The sequence below is a fragment of the Croceicoccus hydrothermalis genome (genome assembly GCF_022378335.1).
In the GTDB taxonomy this organism is placed as follows: domain Bacteria; phylum Pseudomonadota; class Alphaproteobacteria; order Sphingomonadales; family Sphingomonadaceae; genus Croceicoccus; species Croceicoccus hydrothermalis.
In genome coordinates this window covers 21359-34053 of the sequence record NZ_JAIQCI010000023.1, presented here as the reverse complement: position 1 = coordinate 34053, position 12695 = coordinate 21359, and the positions used below count along the sequence as shown (strand labels likewise).

Sequence of the window (12695 nt, the reverse complement as noted above, 5' to 3'; positions counted from 1 at the left end):
CATCACACGGCCTGCGGTTCGCCCACCGTCCGCCCGACCTGGATCATGGTCACCGTGCCGTGTTCGTCAATCTCGGCAATTTCACCGGTCGGTTCTTCCAGAAAGAGAAGCGCGATGAAACCGACAACCGCCGTACCGGCGATCACGAAGAAGAAGGTCGAGGCGTCCACCACCGAATAGACGATAAGATAGATGACCGCGCCCACATTGCCGTAGGCGCCCGTCATACCGGCGATCTGGCCGGTGAGCGAACGCTTGATGAGCGGAACGACCGCGAACACCGCGCCCTCGCCCGCCTGCACGAAGAACGAGCAGGCCATGGCAGCGACGACCGCCAGCCATAGCGGCCAGCTCGCATCGATGATGCCCATCGAAGCATAGCCGATCGCAAGCCCCCCGGTCAGGATCAGCAGCACGGATTTGCGGCCGAACCGGTCGGACAACAGCCCGCCGCCGGGGCGCGACATAAGGTTCATGAACGCATAGGCAGACGCGACTATCCCCGCGACCACCGCCGACAGGCCGAACGTATCGGCGAAGAACAGCGGAAGCATGGAAACAACGGCGAGTTCCGACCCGAAGGTCGCGAAATAGAGGATGTTGAGGATCGCCACCTGCTTGAACTTGTACCGCTGAAATTCTGGAACCTGCGTAGTGAAAAGGCTGCTGTTGGCGCGGATGGCGAGGATCGCGTCATACGCATACAGCATGGCGAGACCGATATAGACGGCGAGTGCGGTGCCGTCGCTGAAGATGCCGACATTGGTCAGGCGCCATGCCAGGGCACCGAGGGCGAGGTAGAGGGGGATTTTCATCACCAGCAGCAGCCACAGATCGCCTTTCGACGTCACTTCCATCGCGGTGGCATTGCGCGGCTTGAAGTATTTCGACCCCTCCGGCACGTCACGGACGCTGAAATAATAGATGAAACCGAAGACCATCGCCATCGCGCCGGTCAGGCCGATCGCCCAGCGCCATCCATCCTCGCCGCCGAACAGCAGGGCGATGGTGGGCAGGGTAAAGGCCGCGGCGGCAGAGCCGAAATTGCCCCATCCGCCATAGATACCCTCTGCGGTCCCAAGCTCGTTGGCAGGAAACCATTCGGAAACCATGCGAATGCCGATGACGAAGCCCGCGCCGATGAAGCCGAGCGCGAAACGCGCAACGGCGAGCTGAACGAAATTGTCGGCGAGCGCAAAGGCGAAGCACGGGATCGACGCCCCGATCAGCAGCGCCGAATAGACCCTGCGCGGGCCGTAGAAATCGGTCAGCATCCCGATCACGATGCGCGCGGGTATGGTGAGGGCGACGTTGAGGATCAGAAGCGTGGTAACCTGATCCTTGGTCAGGCCGAAAGTCTCCTGGATCGATTGAAGCATCGGCGCAAGGTTGAACCAGACGACGAAAGTCAGGAAGAACGCGAACCAGGTAAGATGCAGCGTGCGCATCTTGCCGGTGAATGAAAACAGATTGAACGATGTCGACATGATTGGCGCTCCTCAGTCAGAACGAAAATTCGGCTTGCAGCCAGACTTTGCGGGTATCGACGGCGAAAGCGTCGGCACGGTAATCGGCGTATTTCGCCAGCAGCGCGACAGCGCCCAGTTTCACAGCGAGCGAAGCATCGTATTCGGAGCCATAATCGATAGCGCCGAAATCGCTGTCGAACCGATGGTATGTGATCGCGGCCTTCAGGCCCGGAACCGGCAAGCTCCCGCCAAAATCGTATGATAGCGTTCCATGGTAATCACGAATGCCGTTCGCGGGTGTGACGAGGAAGATATCGGCCCATCCCTGAAAGGCGTGCAGCGTGGCCATCGGCGTCTGGAATGCGGCGACCCCGGCATCGCTTCCCAATTGCTCGTAACCGGCGAGTATGCCGACACCCGCTATCTTCGCGCCAAGCCGGAGATTGTAATATTCGGCCGTGTAAGCGACAGAGTTCGCGCCATAGTCCGACTGGCTCGCAAATCTCGCTTCGGCTGAAAGACCGAGGCCGGGCAGAGGGATATTGCCGGCGATGCGCAATCCGTAGGTCTGGCTGGAAAAGGCAGGGCGCGTATCGTAATCGATCAGATAGGAGAACCCGCCCACATCCACACCCGCCATATTCGTTCCGGCATTCAAAAAGACGAAATCGCCATCGAAATGCGCGTTCGGGCTGTCGACGCCGAAAATGGTCCGCTGGCTGATGGCGTAGATGGCATCGAGCGCGACGGGCCCCACATGGACTTGTCCGCGCACCGCGTCGAATGTCTGCTCGTTCTGGCGCCAGCCGACATTGCCGACGAAGCGCGCATCGCCAAGAACGATGCGCTGGCGGCCCAGTATTGCACCGGTTCCTTCCCGCATCACCGCAAGCTGCAGGCGGTTCAGTTCGAAATTCTCCGGATCCGCGACGACGGGATACGGTTCGATCCCGTTGAAGGGCAATGTATCGTTGTACCGATCGATGGGCGCCAGCGTGCCTTCGGCTTCGGCCAGGGCGGACACGATGCCCGCCGTCATTTGTGCGCCGGCACGGACGCGGACAGTCAACGCATCGGCATCATTCCGGGCGTTATCCTGCTCCACGCCCTCGTAACGCAGAAGGGCCGTCAGGATCGGATCGATCGTTACTCCATCGGCAATCGCAACCGGCCCGAGCGGTTCCTCCCCGGCCATCGCGGGCGTCGCGAGCAGCGCGGCCGATGATACTCCCAGAATAGTGCTTCGCACGGACATCCCTCCTGCAGCCTGTCACTTCAATCGATCTCTCCCACTCCACCCGGCGATGCTGCCGGCCGCGCACGCAAAAAAACCGCCACGACATGCGATCCGGATCGGATCGGTCGGGCGGCATCGTTGCCACGCATTTTCGGAGTTTTGTGCCGGATCGAACGATGCCCCGCCATTGGGCATCACCGGCTTGCACACATTGTTATGCGATTCGATATTGCGATGCAACAAAAAGGTTACGGGTCCGGCCGAACCCGTAATATTGCTTTCAGGCCTGGAGCTGCTGCTGCAGATAGCCCTCCGCCTGATCCGGGTCGAAGATGTGTCCGTCGAAAAAACCGTTCGCGCTGAGTGTTATTTGTCCCTGCTGCGCGCCGACAGCGAGCGGCCGCGCCAGACTGCCCTCGACCTTCGAACTCGCGCCGGGCAGAAGGTCACCTGTGCCTGCGAGGGCACGGCGATAGACATCGGGCCGGAACACCGCGGCTGCCCTCTCGGCCTGGACGGGGTCGAAGGCCAGCCCTTCCCAGCGTGCGAGTTGGGTATAAAGCCATGACGCCTGGCTGATCCACGGGAAATTGGCGGCCTCATCATATTGGAACATGAAATCCGGGTAGGTCATCGGCTGCGCGCCGACCGTCAGGACCAGTTGATCGGAAATTGCACGACCGATGATATCAGCCGACCCATCCAGATATTCCGCCCTGGCCAGAATGGCTGCGGCCTGTTGACGGTTTGCCGGATCGACGAACCATCTGCCGGCCTGTCGCATGGCGCGGATCAATCCTTCGATCGCGGGCTGACGATCGGCGAGGCGCGGCTCCCGCATTGCCAGAACCTTTTCCACACCGCGCCGCCATATCTGCGCGGTGGCAAGCACGATGCGGCCCGCGCCGCGTTCGACCGCCACCGAATTCCACGGTTCGCCCACGCACGATGCGTCGATCTCGCCGTTTGCCAGCGAATCGGCGCTAAACGGCGGGGCGATGGTCACGATCTCCACGTCCTTGTCCGGGCGGATACCGCAGGCGGACAGCCAGTAGCGAAGCATGTAATTGTGGGAGGAATGGCGATGGACCACGCCAAAGCGCAAGGGGCGCCCCTGCGCACATCGCTCAAGCGCCACCTCCGCCAGTGCGGCACCCAATTGCGCAGGCTCACTCAGCCCGGGCCGTGGCCACACGGCATCGGCCAGATCCGTACGGAAGGTAACCGCATTCCCATTGAGGCCGAGCACGAATGGCGCCGCAATCGGGCGCGCCGGGCGCCCCCGGCCAAGCGTCGTGGCGATGGCGAGCGGGGCGAGCAAATGGGCCGCATCCGTATGGCCATAGAGAAGCCGGTCGAGCACGGTCGCCCACGTGACGTCGCGCGTCAACGTAAGGTCAAGCCCTTCCGCTTCGGCAAAGCCCAGTTCACGGGCAAGAATGGGCAGGCATGCATCGACCAGCGGCAGGAACCCAATCGTCAGCTTTTCGCTCATCATCCGCCCTTCATAAGCTCATGCGCGGTAACCACCGCTTCCGCGATGGCCGCGATCTTCCTGTTCGAACTCATCGCCTTCTGGCGCAGTTCGGCATAGGCTTCAGGCTCCGAGCATCGCCTCTCGTTCATCAAGATGCGTTTGGCCCGATCAACCACCTCGCGCTCGTGCAATCGGCCGCGCGCCTGGGCCAGCTCGTCTTCGAGACGGGAGAACGCATCGAAACGCCTGACCGCGAGATCCAGCAACGGCCGTATTCGCGGCGCCGACAGCCCGTCGACAACATATGCGGACACACCGGCATCGATCGACGCCGCAATCGCGTCGTCGTCACTTTCGTCGACGAACATGGCGATGGGGCGGGCGAGCGCGCGGCTGACCGCGAAATACTCTTCGAGAACGTCGCGGGCCGGATTGCCGAGGTCCATGATAACGATGTCCGGGTCGATCTCGGCAATTCGCGCCAACAAACCAAGCCGGTCGGACAGGACGAAGATTTCGGCATCTTCGAACGCCCGTAATCCTTCCTCGATTATCGTAGCCCTTGCCCGGCTTTCATCGATCACGACTATCCGCATCCTGCAATTGTGCAGCGCAGCATCCGATTAAGCAAGGGAACTCGGATAAGAAGCCTCATGCAATGAGGGATGGTTTCGATGACAAACCGTGATTGAGAAGCTTTTGGATGGATGTGTCAGTCGAATGCGAAACTCTTCCGGTTTTGCAGAGTGCACCCTCCCCCGCTTATTCGTCAGCTTGTCAAAATCTGCCATTCGGCCAAGGCGGCTGTGCGGTCCGTCATCTGTCTCTGCTCACAACCAAGGTCGGCCATCGCAGCTTTGTAGGAGCGGAGGAAACGGACATGGATCATTCGAGAAGGGAGGATTACCTTGGGCGAAGAGCGGAAATACCGAAACGGGCGTGCAGGGTTTCCGGCTCGGGGCAGGTCAGATCTTGATGACCCAGCCTTTGCGTCGCAGCCCATCGATAAAGAACCCGATGAGCAGCAGGTACGAGAGTATCGGCAGCAGTGCCGCCAAAGGTTCCGCAAGCAGCGCGCGAGCCGCTTCATACGGCAGCAGCAGCATATCCCACGTCGGTAACCCGGCGGTCACCATATGCAGCGCATAGGCCGCGATGGCATTGATCCCGAAACCGGTGCCGATCGCAACGAACGAACGCGCGGCCTTCACATGCGGCCTGCCTTGGTCGAGCCAGGCGCTCAGCCCCGCCAGAACTATCGTGGTTATACCGCAGGTCACCAGAACGAAGCTGCCCGTCCACAAAGCCTTGATGATCGGGAAGACGAGGCTCCAGCAAAAGCCGGCGCCGATCATCCCCGAACCGATGAGGAGGAGCGCACGGGTTGCGGCCCGTTTGCCACGCGCGACGATCACCTCTCCGATCGCGACCCCTATCAACCCATGCGCAATCGCCGGCAGGGTGCTTAGCAATCCTTCCGGATCGAAGCCGGCCGGACCTTTGACATAAAGATGGGGAGCAAAAAGCATCCGATCGACAAAAGCCGCCGCGTTCATCCCCGATACGAATAGATCGGACGAAGCCCCGCCCACAGGCAGCAAGAGCAGCGGCCAGTAGAGCACCAGCACGGCGACCAGCAGCGCCCCCCGCGCACGCCACCCAAGCGGGAGATAAAGCAGACAGCAGCTTCCATACACAAGGCCAATGCGCTGAAGAACGCCGAACAATCGCCATTCGTCCACGGGGAGATCGCGAAGCCAGTGCAAGTTCGAGAGAAACAGGCCGAGCAGAACGAGACGCAAGGTCCGCCAGCCGATCCGGCGGTACAGGTCGGCGTCTGGCTCGCGTCGTCCCAATGCGAACGGGATCGACACCCCCACCATCATGACAAAGGCGGGAAAAACCCAGTCGGCTGGTGTCAGGCCGATCCATTTCGCATGGACCAGAAACGGCGGCACATCCACATTCGCGCCGTAATGCAGCGCGGCCGCGGGATTGACGATGATCATCCCCGCAACGGCGAGCCCGCGCAGCACATTGCTGTTCGATCTGCTCGCCCGGCTGCCCGATGTATGGACGATCGGCGGCGAAAGCCATGTCGTACATCGTCAGTTCCCCCACCTTGCGGCGGAGAATGCCGTGTTCGATTCCGGTAAGCTGGACGAGCGGCACGCCGATCCGGAGACGGTGCGGATGTTCCGCTGCCTCGTCCTCGCGATGCTGCGCAACCGCGATGGGGCGCTGCTGCACGATAGGCCGGCGCATGAAGCATCTGGCACGACCGCCCCGCTCATCGTGGAAAAACGCCGCGTAATGCGCTGAACCTGTCGTTCTTGCGCCGCGTATTTCCATCGGCACGTTTCGTGTTTCTCTACCGCGAGCCGCGTGAAACGATCGCGAGCCTGATCGAAGGGTGGCACGTGGGCGAACGGACCGGACAGTTCGTGACCTTTCGCAATCTTCCCCGCTGGGATCGCGATGTCTGGTGCCTCGCGCTGCCAAGCGGCTGGCGGGCGATGAAGGGCAGATCGCTCGCCGAAATTGCCGCCTTTCAGTGGCACGGCTGCAATACGGCGATCCTGAAAGAACTTACAAATATGGCGTCCGAACGCCTCGCAGGCCTCAGCTATGGCGCGCTTATCTCGCATCCGGCCGATGCGTTGGCGCCGGTGGCGCGGCTGATGCAGATATCACCAGACGCATTCGAGTGGACGGCCGCGACCTTGCCGCTCTCCGCCTCGACGATCTCGCCGCCCCGTGCGGAAAAATGGCGCTTGCGCGAGCCGGAGATCGCCCCCTCGATCGAAGATGTCGAGCCGCTCTATCGTCAAATGCGCAAATGGAGTGCGCACTATTGAGCGACCGGCAGGGCGGATAAAGCGAGAATTACAGGTTCTTGACGAAACTGACTTCGGTTTGGTTCGCACTTCATAGATTGCATCGTCATCCTGCATAGTTCGATGCGGGATCGCAATGTCGCTCGCCGGAAAGGCGAGTCGGATGCACACCGTTCTTCGTTTTGCAGAGTTCGTCCTTCCCGGGTTATCCTTGGCGGATATCATAAGTCTGACGGTCGGCGAGGTGACGCTCGGAAATGAATTGAATGTGGAAGGTTGGGTGAACCGAGGCGAACTTCTGTAGCGACTTCATTGGTCGGAACCGCAGCATCGCTCGTTCCCGTCGTCGGAATGGCAGGCGTGGGTTTTCAGATCGGTTTTTAGCCAAGCGGCCTGTTTACTGCTTTTGCTCGCAGCCAAGCTCTTACCTCGCGGCTTTGTCGAAGCGCAATCCCAGCGGATTAATCGCATCCGGCGAAGAACGACATACCGAAACGGGCTTCCTGGTTTGCTGGCTCGGGATAAACAACTCCCCCTACCCTGCGCTCCGCAATTCGCCATGGGTACCGTCCTTCTGACAGCGCCCTTCGGACTTTTTCCTGAACCGATCACATTTTTTGGCGGGCACGTCAGTTTCGTTTGCCCCACCCGTCTCCCCGAATTCGTGACGCGCGCTTTTCCACCATGTTTCTGCTTTGTTAAGTGCTATCGGATCGTCGACATCGATCCAGTCGAGATCGCTGCAATCAAGCGTGGATGCCAGCCCCACCCGGCCAAGTTGTCGCATGCCATCGCTCAGCGAGGGTGCGCTCTGCGTCCGCAACGCATCGAAGAGGCCCTCTGCAATGGCGAACACCCCCATGTCGTAGCAGTCGGGATCGGTCAGGCCTTTTCCGATATCGGCGATCATCCCCTCGCGCGTTCGCACGCATGTTACATCATCCTTGTCGATCCACGGATGATCGAGCCGCCGATCGACCGCAAGGCATGCGCCGCCCCCCGCACCGCGCCGGGCAATGCGCGCGTATAATTCGGGCACGACGAGGTGATCGCACATGGCCAGCACGCCATCCTGCCCCGCCAGCGCCCGCTCCGCCGCAAGAACCGACACGCCATTGGGCAAGGTGGGGTCGGGCGTCGGCACCACCTCCACCAACGGGCCGCGACGGCGTCCGGAAATATGCCGCCGGATGGCATCGGCTTCGTGGCCAACGACCACGATCACGCGCTCCATCCCCGCCAGCCCCATCCCGTCGAGCGCATGATCGATCAGCGCGCGCCCACCCACCGGGCACAGCGGCTTGCACGGGGCGGCGGCGCGCAACCGGCTTCCGAAACCGGCCGCCAGCAGGATGCCTGTCCGGATCATCGCGGCGACCACACGATCATGCGTCGGCGATAAAGCGTTCGAGCGCGGTGTGCGCGAGGTCATCCGTCGTCTGCGTACGCGGGCGCTTGCAGAAATAGGCCGAAGCCGGATCGATCACCCCCTTCAACCCGCGGTCCCGCGCGATCCGCGCGCAACGGATCATGTCGATGGCAACGCCTGCGCTATTGGGCGAATCCTCCACCGAAAGACGCAGTTCCAGGTTCATAGGGACGCCGCCGAACAATTGCCCCTCCATCCGCACGAAACACACCTTGTTGTCGTTCAGCCACGGCACGTAGTCGGATGGCCCGATATGGACATCGTCATGCGCAAGCGGGCGGGCCGCGACCGATTGCACCGCCTCTGTCTTGGAACGCCGCTTGTCCGCCAGACGGTCGTGATTGGACATGTTGAGGAAATCGGTATTGCCGCCGGTATTGAGCTGATAGGTCCGGTCGAGCGTTACCCCACGCTTGGCGAACAGGTCGGTCAGGACACGGTGCACGATGGTCGCGCCCAGCTGCGCCTTGATATCGTCACCGATGATCGGCACCCCCGCCTCTTCGAAACGGGCCGCCCATTCGGGATCGGAGGCGATGAACACCGGAATCGCATTCACGAAGGCGACGCCTGCGCGAAGGGCGCATTCGGCGTAGAACTCGGTCGCTTTCTGGCTCCCTACCGGCAGGTAGTTCATCATTACCTCGGCGCCGGATGCCTTCAATTCGGCCACGACCGCTTCGGCATCCGGTTCATCGGCATCGGCGATGACGAAGCTGCGGTCCTCGCCCGTGTCCGCCATATGCTCCGCCACCCCGTCGAGCACCGCGCCCATGCGCACGAGTGTACCGGTTGGCGGAACGTTGTCGCAGAACACGATCGTGCAATTGGGTTTGGCACCAATCGCCTCGGCAACGTCGCGGCCGACCTTGCGGCGGTCGATGTCCCATGCCGCGACGACGGCGATATCCTCGGGTCGGTAACCACCCAGATCGGCATGCATCAGCCCGACCGCGTTGCCGCCCCCGCGCCGGTAATGTTCGAGCCCCTGGACAAGACTGCTCGCGCAATTTCCGATACCGACGATGGCGACGCGAATTTTATTCATTTTTCTTCCTGTCCTTGGGTGTTTTCATTGGGGGGGGTTCGGCGATATTGTCCCGACCGCCTCCTATTTCGTAAGGGCGCGCTCTATCCCGCGGTGCCAGATCATTGCGGCCGCCGCGGCGAGGGAAAGCAAGACGATCTCGAACCACCAGAAGAGGCGCGGATCGCCGAGCGAGGCCGCAACGAAGATCGCAAACACGCGCACATTCGCGGTTTGAACCCACATCAGCCGCATCGGCCCGGTCGCCGCCCCGGTATAGAGGGCGATGATGGCGCCCCGATCCTTCGCGGCGGCAAGGCGGCTTTCAAAGCGACGAGACCCACGATCCGGAGCGGTAGAAAGCCTGTCGTAAAGGCGCAGGATGCGGCTCTCCGCGGATGCAGGCGATTGCGGATCGAGGCGCCCCGCCGCCCGCCTGTGAAAACGGGCGCGCTCCCCTTCGTAAAGGGCGGACTGAACCGCGTGGACGGCACCGGCTGCGATCGCCAGCATCCACCCCTCGCCCGTGCCAAGTCGCAGCGCAAGCGCGACATAGATCATCACGAACACACCATGGTCGCACAGCCCGTCGAGAAGCCGCCCCGCAGCGCTCTGCGTTCCGCGCGCCCGCGCGACCATGCCGTCCAGCCCGTCCAAGATCAGCCAGCATGTCGAGAGCGCCAGTCCGGCAAGCAAGGCAGCGGACGACCGCCCCATTCCATAGGCTAATGCCGCCCCTGCCCCGAACAGAAGCCCCAGGAGCGAAACGCTATTGGCGGAAAGGCCGGCCCGCAACGCAAGCGGCAACACAGACCGCCCCAAAGGATGGATGAGCCAGCGGTTGGACGGCTCCTCGATCCGGGGGTCGCGAACGTCGCAGTGGGCCGTGACAGGCATCGCCACGCCCATCATCAGGCCGCGGACCGCGAATGCCGCGGCCTTGCGCGAACGCCAGCCACCAGCACGCCGAGAGTTACCGCCAACCACGCGAGCGCAACCACCGCCGCGCCGATCAACAACGCGTGCATGAAGCCCATCAGCACCATGACCGCACAGGCCAGCGCAAGAAAATCCCGCATCGTCAGGCGGATCGCCGTCTCGATCAGGAAGGACGGCTTGCCGTCATTGCGCAGCGCCTTTTTCACGACGTCGAAATTGATCGGTTCCCAATTGGCGCGCGCACGCCCGCCCATCAGCGCGAGCCCGACGGCCAGCGCGATGAGCGTCACGCCGCCGGCCACCGCTCCCTCCACATCGCCCGCCCTGCGCGCCGCGAAAATCAGCCCGATCAGGAACGCAAGATTGGTCATCGCATCGACCATGCTATCCAGCGTGGCGCCCTGTCTGGACGTGCGAAAGATGGCGCGCGCCATCTCTCCATCGACACCGTCGAAGACCGATGTCGCCTGAAACAATACGGCACCGGCGATCACACCCGCTTCGCCGCCGCCGATCAGCGCCGCAAACATGCAAAGCGCGAGAAGCGCCGTGCCAAAGGTTGCGTGGTTCGGCGACAGTCCCGGCATGCGAAGCAGAAGATTGGTGATCGCCTGCGATATCGGGCGGTTGAGATAGCGCGAAACGATGCCGTCCGCGTCCTTCCCCGTTGCCGCCACGATCCGCCGCCCGGCCCGCCGCAGATCGCGAAGCGTCGCCCCCTGCACCGCATGCGATCGCGCCCGTGCCAGCGCCTGGCGATCCCCCGATCCTTCCGCCAATGCCATGATCAGAGTTTCACCATTGATGACATCGCCGCCCATCGCTGCGGTGGCAAAGCCTTCGAAGATCACCGCGATTTGCGGGGCCAGACGCGCGCATTCGGCACGCGTATGTGCATCCGGCGTCCAGTCGGGATCGGCCAGAGTGATGCAGCGACACGTGCCGGCAAAACCCTCAATCCGCGCAATCGCATGGAGCGCACGCGCCACCGCAGGGACGCCCGCCACACGATATTGTGCCGTCTTCATGCCGGAAAAGGTGAGAATGATGTCAGCCATGCGCGGTTGTCCACAGTTCCATCTATGGCCTTAGACGGAGCAGACCGCCCTCGCCCTTGATCAGCGTTGCGAATTTCCTGCGCGGGCCAGGGTCTGGCGGTAAAGGGCGAGGTTCGCGGCGGCGAAATCGCGCCATCGCATGCCGCGCGTGCGCGCGAGCCCTGCATCACGCATCCGCGCCGCCAGCGATGGCGAGCCCATCACCTGACGAAGGCGGACCGCAATGGCACCGGTATCGTGCGGATCGGCGAGCAGCGCCGCACCACCTGCGACCTCCGGCATGGCCGATACGTCGCTGGTGACCACCGGACAGCCACAGGCCATCGCTTCGGCAACCGGATTGCCGAAACCCTCGGCAAAGGAGGGGTGAAGCAGCACGCTGGCCGCATTATAGAGCGAGACCAATGCGTCATCGTCCACCGTACCGAGGAAGCGCACCCGTTCCCCCACGCCCAGTGCGGCGGCGAGATTCTGTAGCCGGTTCCGGCCCAGACCCTGACGCTGAACCAGGATATGTTCGACATCGCTATTGCCCGGAAATGCTTCGGCAAAGGCGCGCAGTGCCCCGTCGTGATTTTTATACGGTGCGTCCTGCCCCACGGTCAGGACGAATGGCCCTCCCCCCGCAATGCCCCGGGCGGCGAGCGTTGCATGGGCCGTCTCGCGGGGAAGCGGCCGGAAACGGTCCGCCACGCCCGACAATGTGACCGCCGTGCGCGCCGCCGCAGAAGGATCCCAAACGGCGATTTCATGCGCGGTTGCCGCACTGATCGCGGCGATGCCGGCGGCATGGCGGATCGCGCGGCGCAGGCCATGGCCGTAAAACGCGCGCTCGACCACACCAGCCGGTCCCGTCCGACACCATGCCGGATGGGTCAGGCGCATGATGTCGTGAACCGTGACGACGCTGGGCATGGGCAGGCGGGCGGGCATGATGTTGAATGTCGCGTGGAACAGATCGACGCCGCTGAGATCCGCGACACGGGGCAGCCACCACATGGTCACCGGTCCGTTGGCGGGGCGGTGCACGACCCGTTCCCTCGTGTTGGGCGCCTCGCTCAATCGTCCGTGATGCTCCGCATTTTTCAACAGCAGGAACCGAAGATCGGGGGCGAGCGCGGGCAGGTGGTCGATCAAACCGCGCACGACCTCCGCAATCCCGCTTGGACGCGGGCCGATGTAGCGGCAATCGATACATATTTGCGGCACCCTTTTCTTCCCC

12 protein-coding genes and 1 pseudogene are annotated in these 12695 nt (G+C 62.6%); 2 read left to right on the top strand and 11 right to left on the bottom strand.

Going from position 1 to position 12695, the window contains the following annotated elements:
* Positions 1 to 2: 2 nt before the first annotated feature.
* The 5 genes from K4G67_RS13470 to K4G67_RS13450 form a co-directional block, all read right to left on the bottom strand.
* Entirely contained in the window at positions 3 to 1487 is a 1485-nt protein-coding gene (locus K4G67_RS13470; protein ID WP_239806878.1) for a NarK family nitrate/nitrite MFS transporter, read from the bottom strand.
* A gap of 16 nt (positions 1488 to 1503) precedes the next feature.
* Entirely contained in the window at positions 1504 to 2724 is a 1221-nt protein-coding gene (locus tag K4G67_RS13465; protein WP_420830042.1) for an alginate export family protein, read from the bottom strand.
* Between the two features lie 262 nt (positions 2725 to 2986).
* Positions 2987 to 4201, bottom strand: coding sequence for an ABC transporter substrate-binding protein (locus K4G67_RS13460; protein WP_239806905.1), 1215 nt, complete (start codon positions 4199 to 4201; stop codon positions 2987 to 2989).
* Complete coding sequence (locus K4G67_RS13455; RefSeq protein WP_239806876.1) at positions 4201 to 4779, bottom strand: ANTAR domain-containing response regulator; 579 nt, start codon at positions 4777 to 4779, stop codon at positions 4201 to 4203. Before K4G67_RS13455 ends, K4G67_RS13460 begins: the two co-directional genes overlap by 1 nt.
* 369 nt (positions 4780 to 5148) lie before the next feature.
* Positions 5149 to 6192 (bottom strand): acyltransferase family protein, encoded by a 1044-nt coding sequence (locus K4G67_RS13450; protein WP_239806875.1) that lies wholly within the window; start codon positions 6190 to 6192, stop codon positions 5149 to 5151.
* Between K4G67_RS13450 and K4G67_RS13445 the strand changes: the two genes are divergently transcribed.
* Positions 6185 to 6505: a hypothetical protein gene (locus K4G67_RS13445; protein WP_239806874.1), complete on the top strand. Its 321-nt coding sequence runs from the start codon at positions 6185 to 6187 to the stop codon at positions 6503 to 6505. The two genes, K4G67_RS13450 and K4G67_RS13445, sit on opposite strands and share 8 nt — an antisense overlap.
* Before the next feature lie 11 nt (positions 6506 to 6516).
* Positions 6517 to 7041: a sulfotransferase family protein gene (locus tag K4G67_RS13440; protein ID WP_239806873.1), complete on the top strand. Its 525-nt coding sequence runs from the start codon at positions 6517 to 6519 to the stop codon at positions 7039 to 7041.
* Positions 7042 to 7225: 184 nt separating this feature from the next.
* Here K4G67_RS13440 and K4G67_RS17785 read toward each other — a convergent pair.
* From K4G67_RS17785 to K4G67_RS13415, 6 genes and pseudogenes are all read right to left on the bottom strand, one after another.
* Positions 7226 to 7414: pseudogene (locus K4G67_RS17785) on the bottom strand (IS6 family transposase); the annotation flags it as partial.
* Between the two features lie 141 nt (positions 7415 to 7555).
* Positions 7556 to 8389, bottom strand: coding sequence for a phosphocholine cytidylyltransferase family protein (locus K4G67_RS13435; protein ID WP_239806872.1), 834 nt, complete (start codon positions 8387 to 8389; stop codon positions 7556 to 7558).
* Positions 8390 to 8405: 16 nt separating this feature from the next.
* Positions 8406 to 9497, bottom strand: coding sequence for an inositol-3-phosphate synthase (locus K4G67_RS13430; protein WP_239806871.1), 1092 nt, complete (start codon positions 9495 to 9497; stop codon positions 8406 to 8408).
* Positions 9498 to 9560: 63 nt separating this feature from the next.
* On the bottom strand, positions 9561 to 10373 hold the full coding sequence (locus K4G67_RS13425; RefSeq protein ID WP_239806870.1) for a CDP-alcohol phosphatidyltransferase family protein: 813 nt from the start codon (positions 10371 to 10373) through the stop codon (positions 9561 to 9563).
* Positions 10374 to 10387: 14 nt separating this feature from the next.
* Positions 10388 to 11473 carry a CDP-alcohol phosphatidyltransferase family protein gene (locus K4G67_RS13420; protein ID WP_239806869.1) on the bottom strand — a complete coding sequence of 362 codons (1086 nt, stop codon included), beginning with the start codon at positions 11471 to 11473 and terminating at the stop codon, positions 10388 to 10390.
* A gap of 60 nt (positions 11474 to 11533) precedes the next feature.
* Positions 11534 to 12682 carry a glycosyltransferase family 4 protein gene (locus tag K4G67_RS13415; RefSeq protein ID WP_239806868.1) on the bottom strand — a complete coding sequence of 383 codons (1149 nt, stop codon included), beginning with the start codon at positions 12680 to 12682 and terminating at the stop codon, positions 11534 to 11536.
* Positions 12683 to 12695: the final 13 nt, after the last annotated feature.

Excerpts from the sequence above, each read along its gene's own strand:
- K4G67_RS13425 (WP_239806870.1), bottom strand. The coding sequence starts at position 10,373 with ATGCCTGTCACGGCCCACTGCGACGTTCGCGACCCCCGGATCGAGGAG.
- K4G67_RS13430 (WP_239806871.1), bottom strand. The coding sequence starts at position 9,497 with ATGAATAAAATTCGCGTCGCCATCGTCGGTATCGGAAATTGCGCGAGC.
- K4G67_RS13450 (WP_239806875.1), bottom strand. The coding sequence starts at position 6,192 with ATGATCATCGTCAATCCCGCGGCCGCGCTGCATTACGGCGCGAATGTG.
- K4G67_RS13465 (WP_420830042.1), bottom strand. The coding sequence starts at position 2,724 with ATGTCCGTGCGAAGCACTATTCTGGGAGTATCATCGGCCGCGCTGCTC.
- K4G67_RS13445 (WP_239806874.1), top strand. The coding sequence starts at position 6,185 with ATGATCATCCCCGCAACGGCGAGCCCGCGCAGCACATTGCTGTTCGAT.
- K4G67_RS13460 (WP_239806905.1), bottom strand. The coding sequence starts at position 4,201 with ATGAGCGAAAAGCTGACGATTGGGTTCCTGCCGCTGGTCGATGCATGC.
- K4G67_RS13435 (WP_239806872.1), bottom strand. The coding sequence starts at position 8,389 with ATGATCCGGACAGGCATCCTGCTGGCGGCCGGTTTCGGAAGCCGGTTG.
- K4G67_RS13455 (WP_239806876.1), bottom strand. The coding sequence starts at position 4,779 with ATGCGGATAGTCGTGATCGATGAAAGCCGGGCAAGGGCTACGATAATC.
- K4G67_RS13420 (WP_239806869.1), bottom strand. The coding sequence starts at position 11,473 with ATGGCTGACATCATTCTCACCTTTTCCGGCATGAAGACGGCACAATAT.
- K4G67_RS13470 (WP_239806878.1), bottom strand. The coding sequence starts at position 1,487 with ATGTCGACATCGTTCAATCTGTTTTCATTCACCGGCAAGATGCGCACG.